Annotated in this window: 17 protein-coding genes; 5 read left to right on the top strand and 12 right to left on the bottom strand. The window is 55.2% G+C overall.

Annotated elements, in window-relative coordinates; genetic code table 11:
- Window positions 1-107: 107 nt before the first annotated feature.
- Window positions 108-626 (top strand): type 1 glutamine amidotransferase domain-containing protein, encoded by a 519-nt coding sequence (locus tag ECL_RS22610; RefSeq protein ID WP_013098902.1) that lies wholly within the window; start codon window positions 108-110, stop codon window positions 624-626.
- Here the strand turns inward: ECL_RS22610 and ECL_RS22615 are convergent.
- The gene (locus ECL_RS22615) at window positions 606-1,040 is read right to left on the bottom strand and encodes a YhbP family protein (protein ID WP_013098903.1); all 435 of its coding nucleotides are present in this window, start codon (window positions 1,038-1,040) and stop codon (window positions 606-608) included. The genes ECL_RS22610 and ECL_RS22615 overlap by 21 nt on opposite strands.
- Before the next feature lie 14 nt (window positions 1,041-1,054).
- On the opposite strand from ECL_RS22615, the gene ECL_RS22620 reads away from it, so the two are divergent.
- Window positions 1,055-1,384: a GIY-YIG nuclease family protein gene (locus ECL_RS22620; protein WP_013098904.1), complete on the top strand. Its 330-nt coding sequence runs from the start codon at window positions 1,055-1,057 to the stop codon at window positions 1,382-1,384.
- Here ECL_RS22620 and ECL_RS22625 read toward each other — a convergent pair.
- Entirely contained in the window at window positions 1,371-1,874 is a 504-nt protein-coding gene (locus ECL_RS22625; RefSeq protein ID WP_013098905.1) for a GNAT family N-acetyltransferase, read from the bottom strand. The genes ECL_RS22620 and ECL_RS22625 overlap by 14 nt on opposite strands.
- Entirely contained in the window at window positions 1,868-2,392 is a 525-nt protein-coding gene (gene ubiT / locus ECL_RS22630; protein WP_038420959.1) for a ubiquinone anaerobic biosynthesis accessory factor UbiT, read from the bottom strand. The genes ECL_RS22625 and ubiT overlap by 7 nt, the downstream gene beginning before the upstream one ends.
- A 211-nt stretch (window positions 2,393-2,603) precedes the next feature.
- Here ubiT and ubiU point away from each other — a divergent pair, with 211 nt between their 5' ends.
- The 3 genes from ubiU to ECL_RS22645 all read left to right on the top strand — a co-directional run bounded on the left by ubiU (window position 2,604) and on the right by ECL_RS22645 (window position 5,571).
- Entirely contained in the window at window positions 2,604-3,599 is a 996-nt protein-coding gene (ubiU, locus tag ECL_RS22635) for a ubiquinone anaerobic biosynthesis protein UbiU (protein ID WP_013098907.1), read from the top strand.
- Window positions 3,600-3,606: 7 nt separating this feature from the next.
- The gene (locus ECL_RS22640) at window positions 3,607-4,485 is read left to right on the top strand and encodes a U32 family peptidase (RefSeq protein ID WP_013098908.1); all 879 of its coding nucleotides are present in this window, start codon (window positions 3,607-3,609) and stop codon (window positions 4,483-4,485) included.
- Between the two features lie 78 nt (window positions 4,486-4,563).
- Complete coding sequence (locus ECL_RS22645; protein WP_013098909.1) at window positions 4,564-5,571, top strand: luciferase-like monooxygenase; 1,008 nt, start codon at window positions 4,564-4,566, stop codon at window positions 5,569-5,571.
- An 84-nt stretch (window positions 5,572-5,655) separates the two neighbouring features.
- Here ECL_RS22645 and mtr read toward each other — a convergent pair whose 3' ends face one another.
- The 9 genes from mtr to infB form a co-directional block, all read right to left on the bottom strand.
- Complete coding sequence (gene mtr, locus ECL_RS22650) at window positions 5,656-6,900, bottom strand: tryptophan permease (RefSeq protein ID WP_013098910.1); 1,245 nt, start codon at window positions 6,898-6,900, stop codon at window positions 5,656-5,658.
- A 141-nt stretch (window positions 6,901-7,041) separates the two neighbouring features.
- Window positions 7,042-8,937, bottom strand: a complete 1,896-nt coding sequence (locus ECL_RS22655) for a DEAD/DEAH family ATP-dependent RNA helicase (protein ID WP_013098911.1) — start codon at window positions 8,935-8,937, stop codon at window positions 7,042-7,044.
- Window positions 8,930-9,010 (bottom strand): protein YrbN, encoded by an 81-nt coding sequence (gene yrbN, locus ECL_RS22660; RefSeq protein ID WP_097533792.1) that lies wholly within the window; start codon window positions 9,008-9,010, stop codon window positions 8,930-8,932. The genes ECL_RS22655 and yrbN overlap by 8 nt, the downstream gene beginning before the upstream one ends.
- Before the next feature lie 108 nt (window positions 9,011-9,118).
- On the bottom strand, window positions 9,119-10,003 hold the full coding sequence (nlpI, locus tag ECL_RS22665) for a lipoprotein NlpI (protein ID WP_013098912.1): 885 nt from the start codon (window positions 10,001-10,003) through the stop codon (window positions 9,119-9,121).
- 108 nt (window positions 10,004-10,111) lie between these two features.
- Window positions 10,112-12,250, bottom strand: a complete 2,139-nt coding sequence (gene pnp / locus ECL_RS22670; protein ID WP_013098913.1) for a polyribonucleotide nucleotidyltransferase — start codon at window positions 12,248-12,250, stop codon at window positions 10,112-10,114.
- Window positions 12,251-12,492: 242 nt separating this feature from the next.
- Window positions 12,493-12,762 (bottom strand): 30S ribosomal protein S15, encoded by a 270-nt coding sequence (rpsO, locus tag ECL_RS22675; protein ID WP_013098914.1) that lies wholly within the window; start codon window positions 12,760-12,762, stop codon window positions 12,493-12,495.
- A 156-nt stretch (window positions 12,763-12,918) separates the two neighbouring features.
- A complete protein-coding gene (truB, locus tag ECL_RS22680; protein ID WP_013098915.1) occupies window positions 12,919-13,869 on the bottom strand; it encodes a tRNA pseudouridine(55) synthase TruB in 951 nt (316 codons plus the stop codon).
- The gene (gene rbfA / locus ECL_RS22685; RefSeq protein ID WP_003024988.1) at window positions 13,869-14,273 is read right to left on the bottom strand and encodes a 30S ribosome-binding factor RbfA; all 405 of its coding nucleotides are present in this window, start codon (window positions 14,271-14,273) and stop codon (window positions 13,869-13,871) included. Before rbfA ends, truB begins: the two co-directional genes overlap by 1 nt.
- A gap of 102 nt (window positions 14,274-14,375) precedes the next feature.
- Window positions 14,376-17,066, bottom strand: coding sequence for a translation initiation factor IF-2 (infB, locus tag ECL_RS22690; protein WP_013098916.1), 2,691 nt, complete (start codon window positions 17,064-17,066; stop codon window positions 14,376-14,378).
- Between the last annotated feature and the right edge of the window lie 5 nt (window positions 17,067-17,071).

Here is a 17,071-nt window from a genome sequence, read left to right on the forward strand (position 1 = left end):
TCCGTTTGCGAACTCAGCATGGTCAACCACACTTAGAAGTCTGTTACCGGTAAGTATTTACCACAAACGGGAAAAAAACAGTCTGAAGCGAAAACAACGGAGGAAGCATGGGTAAAAAAATCGCAGTCCTGATTACCGACGAGTTTGAAGATTCAGAATTCACCTCACCTGCTGAGGCGTTCCGCAAGGCGGGACATGAGGTCATCACCATTGAGAAAGAGGCGGGAAAAACGGTGAAAGGCCATAAGGGCGAGGCCAGCGTGACCATCGATGAGACCATCGATAACGTCAGCCCGTCTGATTTTGATGCCCTGCTGTTACCCGGCGGTCATTCACCGGACTCCCTGCGCGGCGACGAGCGCTTCGTAACGTTCACCCGCGATTTTGTCTCCACCGGAAAACCGGTCTTTGCTATCTGCCATGGTCCGCAACTGCTTATCAGCGCGGATGTGGTGCGCGGGCGTAAACTCACTGCCGTGAAACCGATCGTTGTCGATCTGAAAAACGCGGGGGCCGAGTTTTACGATCAGGAGGTGGTCAACGACAAAGACCAGCTGATCACCAGCCGAACCCCGGACGATCTGCCGGCGTTCAACCGCGAAGCGCTACGCCTGCTCGGCGCGTAGCCAGTGCAGCTTTTTGCCAAAGCCCAGCGTGTTGTCGGTAAATTTCAGCTCATCAAGGCGGATTTCCCACACCGGGGCTTTTAAGGCGGCGGCTACCGGAAAGCGGCGCGTGTAGTGCTTACGGCGCGCGTCGCTCTCTTCACCATCCAGACGACGGATCTCCCCTTTAAACTGCACCCCACGGATCAGTGCCACCGTTTTAGGCTGACCGTTAACTGTCCCTGCCACCTTCGCCTGCTGACCGGTCATCTGCGCATGGCGCGTTTTATCTTCGCTCATCACATAAAACGCAACGCGCTCAGGGTCATAATAGTAAAACGCATTCGCGCACCACATTTCACCGTCGTCATACACGCACCAGGTGACAACATGCTGTTTCGCCAGCCAGCGGTTAATGGCAGCCAGAGTTTCCATTTTCGTTCTCTCTCATGCTATGGTGCGTTCACCTTAACATACTGAATCTGTTTACCGTGTGCTGGTTTCTCTATCTTGTCCGTACTGCCGATAACGCTCTCTACACCGGGATCACGACCGATGTGGCGCGGCGTTTTCTTCAGCATCAAACGGGAAAAGGGGCAAAATCGCTGCGGGGGAAAGGAGAATTGACGCTCGCCTTTTCTGCCCCCGTGGGTGACAGATCGCTGGCGTTAAGAGTGGAATACCGCATTAAGCAGTTAACGAAGCGCCAGAAAGAGCGCCTCGTCACCGGAGACGGATCGTTTGAGGCGCTGTGTGAAAGCCTGATTAGAAGCGATTAAAATGGTCGTGATACTCCACGAGGCCATTTACGCCGTTGAGCGCGTCATCCGCCAGACGGTGCACCTGGAAGGCAGTTTCGGTGCCCGGCCAGTGACAGCGGAGATCGTACTGCGCCGCCGGCTCGAAACCCAGGCGACCATAGAAAGCAGGATCGCCCAGCGTCACCACCGCGGCATAGCCAAACTCATTGAGCGAGTCCAGCCCTTCATACACCAGCTGACGTGCCAGCCCTTGTCCACGATAGTGTTCATCTACCGCCAGCGGCGCCATTCCTACCCACTGTAATTCTTCACCCTGAACGGTTACCGGGCTGAAGGCAACATAGCCCACCACCTGACCTTCGTCATCGGTGGCAACCAGCCCCAGCGTGATCAGGCCGTCTTCGCGGAGATCGTGGACCAGTTGGGCTTCTGCGTCGCTCGCAAAAGAGCGGCGTAACAACGCATCGATACCCGGTGCATCAATCCCAATTTCGACTCGAATCAGCATGGCTCACCTACTGAAGTGTGTTTACTGTCAGGCGGGGTTTTCAGCCCGGCCTCAACGAAATCTGCCATTTGCATTAACATCACGCGCAGCGCTTTTGGCATCTGCTCCAGCTCAATGGCATCCATTAAATTTTTGACGTACAGACCCAGTTCCGTATCGCCTTCAATGACCAGACGGCGCTGGAAAAAGAGGGTATCCGGATCCTGCTTACGCGCGGCGATCATCAGCAGATCGCAGGCGTCGGCGCTAAAGCTCACATCCGCGTCGGCGGACTGGCGCACAATCAGCTGGTCATTCTCGACGGAGGTAAACCAGCGCAGACCGATATCACGCACTTCAATGCTTAACCAGCGGCCTTCCAGGAACGCCAGTTCGCCTTCCTGCAGCGCCTGGCGGAACTGCCAGCTCAGGAGCTGCTCCAGCACCTGACGTTTAAGCGCGAACGGCGCCAGTTTTACCGGCACGCTCAGCATTGATGGACCAAATTGTACGAGACGTGAACGCAGTTTATCCAGCACGAGCTTTACTCCCTGATAGCGATAGTCCGGGTATTTTGCCATATCCGGAGGAGAACATAGCGGCGTAAATCAACAAACCGTCGTCCGGTGTACCTCATTATTGGTGCCATCAATACGCCATTAGCTGCCTTAAATCAAAAATTGTCGCGTATGGGTTAATTAAAATCCCAGCTCGTTAACATTTTTGCTCTCGACGACATCAGGATAAATTATGGAGCTGCTCTGCCCTGCCGGAAACCTTCCGGCGCTTAAGGCGGCCATCGAAAATGGGGCCGATGCGGTCTATATCGGGCTGAAAGATGATACTAACGCCCGCCATTTTGCGGGCCTCAACTTTACGGAGAAAAAGCTTCAGGAAGCCGTTAACTTCGTACATCAGCACCGCCGCAAATTGCATATTGCCATCAATACCTTTGCCCATCCTGATGGCTATGCCCGCTGGCAGCGCGCGGTGGATATGGCAGCACAGCTGGGTGCCGATGCGCTGATTCTGGCCGACCTCGCCATGCTAGAGTATGCGGCAGAACGCTATCCTCATATTGAGCGCCATGTCTCTGTTCAGGCCTCTGCCACCAACGAAGAGGCGATACGTTTTTATCATCAAAACTTTGACGTGGCCCGGGTGGTTTTACCGCGCGTGCTCTCTATTCATCAGGTTAAGCAACTCGCGCGCGTCACGCCAGTGCCGCTGGAAGTTTTTGCCTTTGGTAGCCTGTGCATCATGGCTGAAGGCCGCTGCTATCTCTCCTCGTATTTAACCGGTGAATCCCCTAATACCGTTGGTGCGTGCTCGCCTGCCCGCTTTGTTCGCTGGCAGCAAACGCCACAGGGGCTGGAATCTCGCCTGAATGAGGTACTGATTGACCGCTATCAGGAGGGTGAAAACGCTGGCTACCCGACGCTGTGCAAAGGCCGCTATCTGGTTGACGGCGAGCGTTATCACGCGCTGGAAGAACCCACCAGCCTCAACACACTGGAACTGCTGCCGGAACTGCTGGCCGCTAATATTGCCTCGGTGAAGATTGAAGGTCGCCAGCGCAGCCCGGCCTACGTCAGTCAGGTGGCGAAAGTCTGGCGTCAGGCCATTGACCGCTGCATGGCAGACCCGCAGAACTACGCCCCGCAATCGGCCTGGATGGAGACGCTCGGCGCAATGTCTGAAGGCACCCAAACCACGCTTGGCGCGTATCACCGTAAATGGCAGTGAGATAACCATGAAATATTCATTAGGACCGGTGCTTTACTACTGGCCAAAAGAGACGCTGGAAGATTTTTATCAACAGGCCGCGACCTGCAGCGCCGATGTGATTTACCTTGGCGAAGCGGTATGCAGCAAGCGCCGTGCCACCAAAGCAGGCGACTGGCTGGAGATGGCGAAAAGCCTGGCCGGGAGCGGCAAACAGGTGGTGCTCTCTACGCTGGCGCTGGTACAGGCCTCATCTGAACTGGGTGAGCTGAAGCGCTACGTGGAGAACGGCGAGTTTCTGCTGGAGGCCAGCGATCTGGGCGTGGTGAATATGTGCGCCGAACGCAAGCTGCCGTTTGTCGCGGGCCATGCATTGAACTGCTATAACGCCGTGACCCTGCGCCTGCTGCTGAAACAGGGGATGACGCGCTGGTGCATGCCGGTAGAGCTGTCGCGTGACTGGCTGGTAAACCTCCTGAACCAGTGTGACGAGCTGGGTATTCGCAACCAGTTTGAAGTGGAAGTGTTGAGCTATGGCCATCTGCCGCTGGCGTACTCTGCCCGCTGCTTCACTGCCCGCTCTGAAGATCGCCCGAAAGACGAGTGCGAAACCTGCTGTATCAAGTACCCGAACGGACGCAGCATGCTGTCGCAGGAGAATCAGCAGGTGTTTGTCCTGAACGGCATTCAGACCATGAGTGGTTATGTGTATAACCTTGGTAACGAGCTGGCGTCGATGGACGGACTGGTGGACATGGTGCGTCTGTCCCCGCTGGACACCAGCGTGTTTGCCATGCTGGATGCTTTTCGCGCCAATGAAAACGGCGCATCGCCGCTGCCGCTGACGGCAAACAGTGACTGTAACGGATACTGGAAGCGGCTGGCCGGACTGGAGCTGCAGGCCTGAAAAAGGCTCACTTTGTTAACAACGGTTATCATTATTTAATGCAGTATTAAAGATTGACCGTCGACAAAGTGAGCTGTTATGACTGACAAAACCCTTCCGTTTTCGGTGCTGGATCTGGCGCCGATCCCACAAGGCTCCTCGGCAAGAGAAGCCTTTTCGCACTCTCTCGATCTGGCTCAACTGGCCGAAAAGCGTGGCTATCACCGTTACTGGCTGGCGGAACATCACAACATGGTCGGCATCGCCAGCGCTGCCACCTCGGTGCTGATTGGCTATCTGGCCGCGAACACCACCACCCTGCACCTGGGATCCGGTGGCGTGATGCTGCCAAACCATGCGCCGCTGGTGATCGCCGAACAGTTTGGTACGCTGAATACCCTCTACCCGGGCCGTATTGATTTAGGCCTTGGCCGTGCGCCGGGCAGCGACCAGCCCACCATGCGCGCCCTGCGTCGCCATATGAGCGGTGACATCGACAATTTCCCGCGTGATGTGGCTGAACTGGTGGACTGGTTCGATGCGCGTGACCCGAACCCGCACGTGCGCCCGGTGCCGGGCTATGGCGAGAAGATCCCGGTATGGCTGTTAGGCTCAAGTCTTTATAGCGCGCAGCTTGCTGCACAGCTGGGGCTGCCCTTCGCGTTCGCCTCCCACTTCGCACCGGATATGCTGCATCAGGCGCTGCATCTCTACCGCACGAACTTCAAACCTTCTGAAAGGCTGGAGAAACCGTACGCGATGGTGTGTATCAACATCATTGCCGCCGACAGCAATCGCGATGCGGAATTCCTGTTTACCTCCATGCAGCAGGCGTTTGTGAAGCTGCGTCGCGGTGAGACCGGCCAGCTTCCACCGCCGGTGGAGAATATGCATCAGCTGTGGTCAGCTTCCGAGCAGTATGGTGTTCAACAGGCGCTGAACATGTCGCTGGTGGGAGATAAAGCGAAGGTGCGTCACGGGCTTGAGGCGGTGCTGCGCGAAACGCAGGCTGATGAGATTATGGTTAACGGCCAGATTTTCGATCATCAGGCGCGTTTGCACTCGTTTGAGCTGGCGATGCAGGTGAAAGAGGAGTTGGTGGGGTAGTTTTTTGCCCGGTGGCGCTTCGCTTACCGGGCCTACGGGATCGCGTAGGCCGGATAAGGCGTAGCCGCCATCCGGCACAAAAACTTACTGATATACCGGCAACAGATTAAAGCTCGACAGCACGTGGACCAGCGCGTTACCAACACCAAACACCAGAATCAGTGCAATCATCGGTTTACCGCCCCAGACGCGGAATTTCGGGCTACCGAAGCGCTGACGGGATTTACGCGCCAGCAGCGCCGGCACAATTGCCGCCCAGATGGTAGCCGCCAGACCGGCATAACCAATGGCGTACAGGAAGCCGTTCGGCCACAGCAGGCCGCCCACCATCGGTGGCAGGAAGGTCAGCAGTGCGGTTTTGAAGCGCCCCATCGCGGAGTCATCAAAGCCAAACAGGTCCGCCAGATAGTCAAACAGGCCGAGCGTCACGCCGAGGAAAGAGCTCGCAACCGCAAAGTTGGAGAATACCACCAGCAGCAGATCCAGACTGCGGCTGTTCAGTACACCGCTCAGCGCCTGCACCAGCACATCTATATTCCCGCCCTTCTGCGCAATGCCGATAAACTCAGGACGCGGGATGTTGCCCATCGTCCCCAGCAGCCAAATCACATACAGCCCCAGCGCCAGCAGCGTACCGTAAACCAGGCACTTGACGATTGTCCGCGGGTCTTTGCCGTAGTACTTCATCAGGCTCGGTACGTTGCCGTGGTAGCCAAACGACGCCAGACAGAACGGCAGGGTCATCAGCAGATACGGCGTGTACGACGTATTGGTTTCAGCCACGTTAAACAGTGTTGACGGGGTAACGTGCCCCAGCAGGCTACCGAAGGTCAGAAAGAAAGTGATGACCTTTGCGCCCAGAACGATGGCCGTCATCCGGCTCACCGCTTTGGTACTCATCCAGACGATAAACGCGACACCCAGCGCAAAGCACAACCCGGCCAGGCGCGCCGGAACGTGCAGCGACATCTCCGAAAAGGTGTGATGCAGAATCGAGCCGCTTGCTGAGATGTACGCGTAGGTCAGGATGTAGAGCACAAACGCGATGGAAAGGCCGTTCACCAGGTTCCATCCTTTACCCAGCAGATCTTTCGTGATGGTGTCGAAGCTGGAGCCAATGCGGTAGTTCAGGTTGGCTTCAAGGATCATCAGCCCTGAATGGAGCATACAGAACCAGGTGAAGACCAGCGCAGCCAGCGACCAGAAGAACCACGCACCGGACATGACCACTGGCAGGGAGAACATCCCGGCACCAATAATGGTTCCGCCGATGATCACCACGCCGCCAAGCAGCGAAGGTGACGTTTGGGTGGTGGTTAGTGTCGCCATACAGCCATATCTCCAGTCAAAAATGTGGTTTGCATTTTAATGTGCTGCACTGTACCAGTACAAGAGTACAAAGGGAATAAAAAAAGCCCCGATAGTCTTTATCGGGGCTGTATATATTACTTTACGTCAGAAACGAAAGGCTTACGCGTCACCAAAACGACGACGGCTGGTGCCTTCTTCACGACGTGGGCCACGGCTATCACGGCGTTCACCGGAGAAACGACGACCTTCACCACCGCGACCTTCGCTGCGACCGCCTTCACGACGCTCGCCACCGAAACCGCGACCACCGCCACGACGTTCGCCGCCACGGTCAGGACGTGGCTGTGCATCGCCCAGCAGCTGCATGTTCATCGGCTTGTTCAGGATGCGGGTGCGAGTAAAGTGCTGCAGTACTTCGCCCGGCATGCCTTTTGGCAGCTCGATGGTGGAGTGAGATGCGAACAGCTTGATGTTACCGATGTAACGGCTGCTGATGTCGCCTTCGTTCGCGATCGCGCCAACGATATGACGAACTTCAACACCATCATCACGGCCCACTTCAATGCGGTACAGTTCCATTTCGCCAGCGTCACGACGCTCACGACGTGGACGGTCTTCGCCACCACGCTCTGAACGGTCACCACGTGGGCCACGATCGTTACGGTCACCACGGCGTTCGAAGCGATCGTCACGATCGCGGAACTCACGACGAGGACGCATCGGTGCATCTGGTGGCACGATCAGGGTACGTTCGCCCTGTGCCATCTTCAGCAGTGCTGCAGCCAGCGTTTCGATATCCAGCTCTTCGCCTTCAGCGGTTGGCTGAATCTGCGCCAGCAGCGCACGGTACTGATCCAGATCGCTGCTTTCCAGCTGCTGCTGGACTTTCGCGGCGAATTTTTCCAGACGGCGTTTGCCCAGCAGTTCTGCGTTTGGCAGCTCCGCTTCCGGAATGGTCAGCTTCATGGTGCGTTCAATGTTACGCAGCAGACGACGCTCGCGGTTCTCAACGAACAGCAGGGCACGACCCGCACGACCTGCACGACCGGTACGGCCGATACGGTGAACGTAAGACTCAGAGTCCATTGGGATGTCGTAGTTTACAACCAGGCTGATACGCTCAACGTCCAGACCACGTGCTGCCACGTCGGTTGCAATCAGGATATCCAGACGACCGTCTTTCAGACGCTCCAGCGTCTGCTCACGCAGAGCCTGGTTCATGTCGCCATTCAGCGCTGCGCTGTTGTAGCCGTTACGCTCCAGGGCTTCAGCCACTTCCAGGGTCGCGTTTTTGGTACGAACGAAGATAATCGCCGCATCAAAATCTTCCGCTTCCAGGAAACGCACCAGCGCTTCGTTTTTGCGCATGCCGTACACAGACCAGTAGCTCTGGCTGATGTCCGGGCGAGTGGTAACGCTGGACTGAATGCGCACTTCCTGCGGCTCTTTCATGAAGCGGCGGGTAATGCGACGGATTGCTTCTGGCATGGTGGCAGAGAACAGAGCGGTCTGATGACCTTCCGGGATCTGCGCCATGATGGTTTCTACGTCTTCGATGAAGCCCATACGCAGCATTTCGTCGGCTTCATCCAGTACCAGACCGCTCAGTTTAGAGAGATCCAGTGTACCGCGCTTCAGGTGATCCAGCAGACGGCCCGGCGTACCGACAACAATCTGTGGGCCCTGGCGCAGGGCGCGTAACTGCACGTCATAACGCTGGCCGCCGTACAGGGCTACCACGTTTACGCCGCGCATGTGTTTAGAGAATTCCGTCATCGCTTCCGCAACCTGAACCGCCAGTTCACGGGTTGGAGCCAGGACGAGGATCTGCGGTGCACGCAGGTCCGGATCAATGTTGTTCAGAAGCGGCAGCGAGAATGCTGCGGTTTTGCCGCTACCAGTCTGGGCCATGCCCAGCACGTCACGACCAGAGAGCAGATGTGGGATACATTCTGCCTGGATCGGAGATGGTTTTTCGTAACCGAGATCGTTAAGAGCTTCAAGGATAGGAGCCTTCAGGCCCAGATCTGCAAAAGTGGTTTCGAATTCAGCCATGTAGTACGAGTGCCTCAATGTCAATGGCGGCCAGTCTACTTAGCTCATCGTGAAAATGATCTGCAATTTTCATTGAAAAGTGTGAACCGGCTCAAATTAGGTGTATTGACGAACAACAACGCCCTCACCAGTGAAGGTGATGGCAATCAAAAAGATTACGGGCTGATGTTTATGTCGTCAGCTATTGCTGGTCCGATTCTGCCAGGTCATCTTGCTCCTGGCCCAAGAGCGATAATTCCAACAATGCATAACGGTGCTCAACGAAGTTGTGTACGTTGTTAGCAACCGCTAATTTGAACAGTGCCGTAGCGCTGTCCTTATCCCCCAGACTTAGGTAGTACTTACCTAAATAGAAGTTGGTTTCACTGAGATGCTCAGCGAGCGAGGTGTTATCCGTTGCGTCCGCCTTGAGGCGTTCCATCAGCGTTGCTTCGCTAATGTTGCCCAGGTAGAACTCGACAATGTTCCATCCCCACTGTTCCTTGTCCGATTTGTCGAAGCGCTGTTTCAGTGCCTCTTTTGCCTGCTTCTCATCGAGCTTCTGCTCAACGATGTAAAGCCACAGGCTACGGAAAGGATCATTAGGATCGTCTTGATAAAACGCCAGCAGATCATCTTGCGCTAACTTATCACGACCGCCGTAATACAATGCGATACCGCGATTCAAGTGCGCGTAGTTGTAAGTTGGATCAAGCTCAAGTACAGAATCAAACGCTTCATAGGCAGCATCAAAATTGCCTGCCTGCGTTAAATAAATGCCTAAGTAATTGAATACTTCAGGCATATCAGGTCGGATAGCCAGCGCTTGTGAGAAATCATTTCGCGCTAATGCCCTCAGACCGAGACTATCATACAACACTCCGCGCTCATATAAAAGCTGTGCGCGTTCGTCATCGGTTAAAGCCCGACTGGCAAGAATTTGTTCCATGCGTGCCAGAATCACTTCCTGCTGCAAAGTCGGTTGCAATGGCACTGCGAGGACTTCGCTCTTACGCCAGGCAGAGTTGCTGCATCCTGCCAGCGTTAAAGCTGTCGCAACGAAACACCAGCGCAAAAAAGGCTTCATTTCCCACTCCCGAAGACAACTATTGGATGAACGTCCTGTCCCCCGGCGGCTTAACAAGGCGTCCTGCCTGATAATGGCCCTCCGCGATGCGGAGGGCAAATGGCAACCTTACTCGCCTTGCTGTTCTGCTGCCGGTGCTTCTGGCGCAGCAGCTGGCTGAGACTGCTCGGTTGCTTCTTTAATGCTCAGACGGATACGGCCCTGGCGGTCAACTTCCAGAACTTTAACCGGTACTTCCTGACCCATCTGCAGGTAATCGGTCACTTTCTCAACGCGCTTGTCAGCGATTTGAGAGATGTGTACCAGACCTTCTTTACCGCCACCGATGGCAACGAACGCGCCAAAGTCAACGATACGGGTCACTTTACCATTGTAGATACGTCCCACTTCGATTTCTGCAGTGATTTCTTCGATGCGACGAATCGCGAATTTCGCTTTTTCGCCGTCGGTCGCTGCGATCTTCACCGTACCGTCATCTTCGATTTCAATGGTGGTGCCGGTCTCTTCGGTCAGCGCACGGATCACGGAACCGCCCTTACCGATAACATCTTTGATCTTGTCTGGATTGATCTTGATGGTGTGAATACGCGGAGCGAACTCGGAGATATCACCGCGTGGCGCGTTGATAGCCTGTTCCATCACGCCCAGGATGTGCAGACGCGCACCTTTAGCCTGGTTCAGAGCAACCTGCATGATCTCTTTGGTGATACCTTCAATTTTGATATCCATCTGCAGTGCAGAGATACCGTCGCGGGAACCCGCCACTTTGAAGTCCATATCGCCCAGGTGGTCTTCGTCGCCCAGAATGTCAGACAGAACAACAAAGTTGTCGCCCTCTTTCACCAGACCCATTGCGATACCCGCAACGGCGGCTTTGATTGGCACGCCTGCATCCATCAGCGCCAGAGAGGCACCACACACGGAAGCCATGGAAGAAGAACCGTTGGATTCGGTGATTTCAGAAACCACACGAACGGTGTACGGGAATTTGTCTGCGTCTGGCATCACTGCCAGCACGCCGCGCTTCGCCAGACGACCGTGACCAATTTCACGACGCTTAGGCGAACCCACCATACCGGTTTCCCCTACGGAGTACGGAGGGAAGTTATAGTGGAACAGGAAGCTGTCAGTGCGCTCGCCCATCAGTTCGTCGATGATCTGTGCGTCACGTGCAGTACCCAGGGTCGCGGTAACCAGCGCCTGCGTTTCGCCACGGGTGAACAGCGCAGAACCGTGAGTACGTGGCAGTACGCCAGTACGTACGTCCAGACCACGGATCATGTCTTTTTCACGGCCATCGATACGCGGCTCGCCAGCCAGTACGCGGCTACGAACAACGTTTTTCTCGATTGCGTGCAGAATTTCGCTCAGCTCGTTAGCGTCCAGCGTTTCGTCTTCAGCAACCAGCGTGGCGATGGTTTCGTCTTTGATCACGTCAACCTGAGCATAACGCTCCTGCTTGTCGGTGATACGGTACGCATCGCTCAGACGCGCTTCAGCCAGTGCAGCAACGCGTGCGTTCAGCGCGTCGTTAGCGGCTTCAGGCTGCCAGTCCCAACGCGGTTTACCGGCTTCTTTCACCAGCTCGTTGATGTTCTGGATAACAACCTGCTGTTGGTCGTGGCCGAAGACCACAGCGCCCAGCATCTGGTCTTCGCTCAGCAGCTCTGCTTCAGACTCAACCATCAGAACGGCGGCTTCCGTACCGGCAACAACCAGGTCCAGCTTACTTTCTTTCAGCTCTTCCTGAGTCGGGTTCAGCACGTACTGGTCGTTGATGTAACCAACGCGCGCGGCACCGATAGGACCATTGAATGGAATACCGGACAGAGACAGCGCAGCGGAGGCACCGATCATCGCAACGATATCCGGGTTAACCTGTGGGTTAACGGAAACCACGGTCGCGATAACCTGCACTTCGTTTACAAAGCCTTCCGGGAACAGCGGACGAACCGGGCGGTCAATCAGACGCGCGATCAGGGTTTCGCCTTCGCTTGGGCGGCCTTCACGACGGAAGAAGCCACCCGGGATTTTACCGGCAGCGTAAGTACGCTCCTGGTAGTTAACGGTCAGTGGGAAGAAGTCCTGACCTGGTTTAGCTTTTTTCTGGCCAACAACGGTCACGAATACCGCGGTGTCATCCATGCTTACCATAACGGCAGCAGTAGCCTGACGTGCCATCATGCCGGTTTCCAGCGTGACGGTATGCTGACCATACTGGAATTTACGAACGATCGGATTCAGCAAAATTCTGTCCTTTCTTAAATGTTTGACAGCACACCACCGGTGTGCTGACGATTTAACCCGACCTTCTTCGCATCCTCGCGACTAATGACAACCAACACCCCCATGGGTGAAGCCTCTCATTAGCCGCGCGAACCTCTGCAAGGAAGATCATTTATAGCAACAATACAATAGTTTCCAGTGAATTGCTGCGGTCCGGTTGAAAAAAGGGGCCATCAGGCCCCCTTTTCTGAAACTCGCAAGACTTAGCGACGCAGACCCAGACGCTCGATCAGCGCGGAGTAACGTGCAACATCTTTACGTTTCAGGTAGTCGAGCAGTTTACGACGCTGAGAAACCATACGCAGCAGACCACGACGGCTGTGGTGATCTTTTTTGTGCTCTGCAAAGTGACCCTGCAGGTGGTTAATCTGTGCAGTCAGCAGTGCAACCTGAACTTCGGTAGAACCGCTGTCGTTAGTACCACGACCAAACTCAGAAACGATTTTAGCTTTAGCTTCAACGCTTAGAGACATTTTCAAACTCCAAAGTATAAAGAATGTAAGGATGCCGATCTCTAATTCAGCGATCCCCGTATACGCCCCGCAAAATTGTTAAACAATTTGCCGGACGTTAAGCCGCGATATTCTACTCGCCTCACCGGTTTACCGCAAGGTGAGCTGATATCGCCGTCAGCCTTCGACCGGGTATTCCACCACCAGACGGCGGGGCGCAACGCGTCCTTCACCGTCCATTTCACCCATGCCGATAAACTTACCGTCATCCCCTTCGGTCACGCGTACCAGGCCTTCCAGCGGTGCATTCGTGGTCCGAACCGGGTTTCCGTTCTTAAAGTAAACGGACGATGTTAAAGGAAGATTAACAACCGGGAAGTCGGCCGCCGGGCTATCCATCGGCATCAGCAGCGGGTCAAGCAAATCTGCCGCGGCAACACCCTGCGCTTGCGCCTGTTCAACCAGAGCGTGCAGATGCTCAAGGGTCACCATCCGCTCAACCGGATATTTACTGACGGCCAGGCGACGCAGGTAGATAACATGCGCACCGCAACCCAGCTTCTCGCCCAGGTCGTCGATAATGGTGCGAATATAGGTACCTTTCGAACAGTGCACTTCCAGCTCCAGTTCGTCACCCTCGTGGCGAATAAAGAGCAGTTCATACACGGTGATCGGGCGGGCTTCACGCGGCACTTCAATACCCTGGCGCGCATATTCGTAGAGCTTTTTACCCTGATATTTCAGTGCAGAATACATCGACGGCACCTGCAGCGTATCGCCACGGAAGCTCTCCAGCGCCGCATCCAGTTGCTCTGCGCTAAACGTCACAGGACGCTCTTCCACCACCTGACCATCGGCATCGGAGGTGTCCGTGCGCTGGCCCAGCCTGGCGATAACGCGATAACGCTTATCGGAATCCAGCAGGTACTGAGAAAACTTTGTTGCCTCCCCCAGGCAGATGGGCAGCATGCCCGTCGCCAGGGGGTCCAGCGCGCCTGTATGGCCCGCACGGTTGGCATTATAAATACGCTTCACTTTTTGCAGCACGTCGTTGCTGGATGCGCCCTGGGGTTTATCAAGCAGCAGCACACCATGCACGTCGCGGCCACGACGACGAGGACGACTCATCAGTCCTCCTTGCTGTCGTCCGCCGGGTTAACACGACGTTCGTCGTCATGTTTCACCACGCTGGTCACCAGGTTGGACATACGCATACCTTCGACCAGGGAGTTGTCGTAGAAGAAGGTCAGCTCAGGCACGATACGCAGGCGCATCGCTTTGCCGAGCAGAGAGCGGATGAAACCAGAGGCTTCCTGCAACGCTTTAATGCCATTTTTCACTGCTGCTTCGTCCTGATCGTTCAGGAACGTCACGAACACTTTGGCATACGCGAGGTCACGGGACATTTCCACGCCGGACACGGTGGTCATCATGCCCACACGCGGATCTTTAATTTCGCGTTGCAGAATGAGCGCGATCTCTTTCTGCATTTCCTGCGCTACGCGCTGCGGGCGACCAAATTCTTTCGCCATAATAAATTCTCCAGACAAAAAAGGGGCTAAAGCCCCTTTTTAAAATTATTGCCGGGTGGCACGAGGCGATCCCGGCCGACATATGGACCTATCCCAACAGGATTAGTCGATGCTGCGTTGGATCTCGATGATTTCGAACACTTCGATCATATCGCCAACGCGAACGTCGTTGTAGTTCTTCACGCCGATACCACATTCCATGCCGTTACGGACTTCGTTAACGTCATCTTTGAAGCGGCGCAGGGATTCCAGCTCGCCTTCGTAGATAACCACGTTGTCACGCAGTACGCGGATTGGGTTGTGACGCTTGATGGTACCTTCGGTAACCATACAGCCCGCGATCGCACCGAATTTCGGCGATTTGAACACATCGCGCACTTCAGCCAGACCGATGATCTGCTGTTTCAGCTCTGGAGACAGCATACCGCTCATCGCTGCTTTCACTTCGTCGATCAGGTTATAGATGACGGAGTAGTAACGCAGATCCAGGCTTTCTGCTTCGATCACGCGGCGAGCAGACGCATCAGCACGCACGTTGAAGCCAACCAGAATGGCGTTAGAGGCAGCCGCCAGGGTTGCGTCGGTTTCGGTGATACCACCTACGCCAGAACCGATGATCTTCACTTTAACTTCGTCAGTAGACAGTTTCAGCAAGGAGTCGGAAATCGCTTCCACAGAACCCTGAACGTCAGCTTTCAGTACGACGTTCACTTCGTGAACTTCGCCTTCAGCCATGTTCGCGAACATGTTCTCGAGTTTAGATTTCTGCTGACGAGCCAGTTTAACTTCACGGAATTTGCCCTGACGGTACAGTGCAACTTCACGCGCTTTCTTCTCGTCACGCACAACGGTCACTTCGTCACCGGCAGCCGGCACACCGGACAGACCGAGGATTTCCACTGGAATGGACGGACCTGCTTCCAGCACTTCCTGACCCAGTTCGTTACGCATCGCACGAACACGACCGTATTCGAAACCACACAGGACGATATCGCCTTTATGCAGTGTACCTTCGCGAACCAGAACGGTAGCCACCGGGCCACGGCCTTTATCCAGGAAGGATTCGATAACCGCGCCGCTCGCCATACCGTTACGGATCGCTTTCAGCTCCAGAACTTCAGCCTGCAGCAGGATCGCGTCCAGCAGCTCGTCGATACCAGTACCTGCTTTCGCAGACACGTGTACAAACTGGCTTTCACCGCCCCACTCTTCTGGCAGGATGCCGTACTGGGACAGTTCGTTTTTAACACGATCTGGATCCGCTTCTGGCTTATCGATCTTGTTCACTGCAACCACAACCGGCACACCCGCCGCTTTCGCGTGCTGGATAGCTTCGATGGTCTGTGGCATCACGCCATCGTCTGCAGCAACAACCAGAACAACGATATCTGTCGCCTGAGCACCACGAGCACGCATTGAGGTAAACGCGGCGTGGCCTGGGGTATCCAGGAAGGTGATCATACCGTTGTCGGTTTCTACGTGATATGCACCGATGTGCTGGGTAATACCACCCGCTTCACCGGAAGCCACTTTCGTAGAACGAATGTAGTCGAGCAGAGAGGTTTTACCGTGGTCAACGTGACCCATGATGGTCACAACTGGCGCACGCGGTTCTGCCGCAGCACCGGTATCACGGTCGCTCATTACTGCTTCTTCCAGCTCGTTTTCACGACGCAGGATAACTTTGTGGCCCATCTCTTCGGCAACCAGCTGTGCGGTTTCCTGGTCGATCACCTGGTTGATGGTCGCCATTGCGCCCAGTTTCATCATCGCTTTGATGACCTGAGAGCCTTTAACCGCCATTTTGTTCGCCAGATCGCCAACGGTGATGGTTTCGCCGATCACAACGTCACGGTTAACGGCCTGAGCTGGCTTCTGGAAGCCCTGCTGCAGGGAAGAACCTTTACGCTGTTTGCCGCCTTTACCGCCACGCACGGCTGCACGCGCTTCTTCACGGTCAGCTTTAGACTCGGCGTGTTTGTTGCCTTTTTTCGCCGGACGCGCTGCTTTCGCATTGCGACCACGGCCACGGCCGCCTTCTACTTCACGGTCGTTATCATCTTCAGCCTGACGCGCGTGCTGAGAAGTGGTCACGTGATAGTCGCTGGTATCTTCAGACTGCTCAGCGGTATCAATACCGTTCTTCTCGTTTTCTTCTGCCATACGGCGCGCTTCTTCAGCCACACGACGCGCTTCTTCTTCAAGCTTGCGGCGTGCTTCTTCTTCGGCTTTACGCTTCAGTTCGGCAGCTTCATTTTCACGACGGGCTTTTTCAGCCTGGGCGGTTTTGGTCATTTCGTCTGTCTGTTGATTGCTCACTTTGTCTTTTTCCGCAGCTTCACGCTTCACTTTTTCACTTGCGTCGCGTTTCGCTTTTTCTGCGGCCTCACGTTCAGCTTTTAATTCTGCCTCACGTTTGGCAGTTGCTTCTGCCTCACGCTGAGCTTGTTCTTCCGCTTCACGCTGTGCCTGCTCTTCCGCGGCAAGGCGCTCTGCCTCTTGCGGATCACGTTTTACAAAGGTGCGCGTCTTGCGGACTTCAATTTGTACCGATTTACTTTTGCCACCGGTACCTGGAATATTCAACGTGCTGCGCGTTTTGCGCTGCAGCGTCAGCTTGTCAGGCGCAGAGCCGTGTTCACGGTTGAGGTGCGCTAACAAGGTTTGTTTTTCGTTTGCCGTCACTGAGTCATCAGCGGTCTTCGGGATCCCTGCATCAGCAAATTGCTGTACCAGGCGGTCCACGGAGGTCTGAATCTCAGCAGCCAGCGATTTTACAGTTACATCAGTCATGCTGT

Origin of the sequence: Enterobacter cloacae subsp. cloacae ATCC 13047 (genome assembly GCF_000025565.1) — a bacterium.
Lineage (GTDB): Bacteria > Pseudomonadota > Gammaproteobacteria > Enterobacterales > Enterobacteriaceae > Enterobacter > Enterobacter cloacae.

Excerpts from the sequence above, each read along its gene's own strand:
- ECL_RS22645 (WP_013098909.1), top strand. The coding sequence starts at position 4,564 with ATGACTGACAAAACCCTTCCGTTTTCGGTGCTGGATCTGGCGCCGATC.
- ECL_RS22615 (WP_013098903.1), bottom strand. The coding sequence starts at position 1,040 with ATGGAAACTCTGGCTGCCATTAACCGCTGGCTGGCGAAACAGCATGTT.
- ECL_RS22655 (WP_013098911.1), bottom strand. The coding sequence starts at position 8,937 with ATGGCTGAATTCGAAACCACTTTTGCAGATCTGGGCCTGAAGGCTCCT.
- ECL_RS22640 (WP_013098908.1), top strand. The coding sequence starts at position 3,607 with ATGAAATATTCATTAGGACCGGTGCTTTACTACTGGCCAAAAGAGACG.
- rbfA (WP_003024988.1), bottom strand. The coding sequence starts at position 14,273 with ATGGCGAAAGAATTTGGTCGCCCGCAGCGCGTAGCGCAGGAAATGCAG.
- yrbN (WP_097533792.1), bottom strand. The coding sequence starts at position 9,010 with ATGAAAATTGCAGATCATTTTCACGATGAGCTAAGTAGACTGGCCGCC.
- ubiU (WP_013098907.1), top strand. The coding sequence starts at position 2,604 with ATGGAGCTGCTCTGCCCTGCCGGAAACCTTCCGGCGCTTAAGGCGGCC.
- ECL_RS22620 (WP_013098904.1), top strand. The coding sequence starts at position 1,055 with ATGCTATGGTGCGTTCACCTTAACATACTGAATCTGTTTACCGTGTGC.
- nlpI (WP_013098912.1), bottom strand. The coding sequence starts at position 10,003 with ATGAAGCCTTTTTTGCGCTGGTGTTTCGTTGCGACAGCTTTAACGCTG.
- rpsO (WP_013098914.1), bottom strand. The coding sequence starts at position 12,762 with ATGTCTCTAAGCGTTGAAGCTAAAGCTAAAATCGTTTCTGAGTTTGGT.
- mtr (WP_013098910.1), bottom strand. The coding sequence starts at position 6,900 with ATGGCGACACTAACCACCACCCAAACGTCACCTTCGCTGCTTGGCGGC.
- ECL_RS22610 (WP_013098902.1), top strand. The coding sequence starts at position 108 with ATGGGTAAAAAAATCGCAGTCCTGATTACCGACGAGTTTGAAGATTCA.
- truB (WP_013098915.1), bottom strand. The coding sequence starts at position 13,869 with ATGAGTCGTCCTCGTCGTCGTGGCCGCGACGTGCATGGTGTGCTGCTG.
- infB (WP_013098916.1), bottom strand. The coding sequence starts at position 17,066 with ATGACTGATGTAACTGTAAAATCGCTGGCTGCTGAGATTCAGACCTCC.
- ECL_RS22625 (WP_013098905.1), bottom strand. The coding sequence starts at position 1,874 with ATGCTGATTCGAGTCGAAATTGGGATTGATGCACCGGGTATCGATGCG.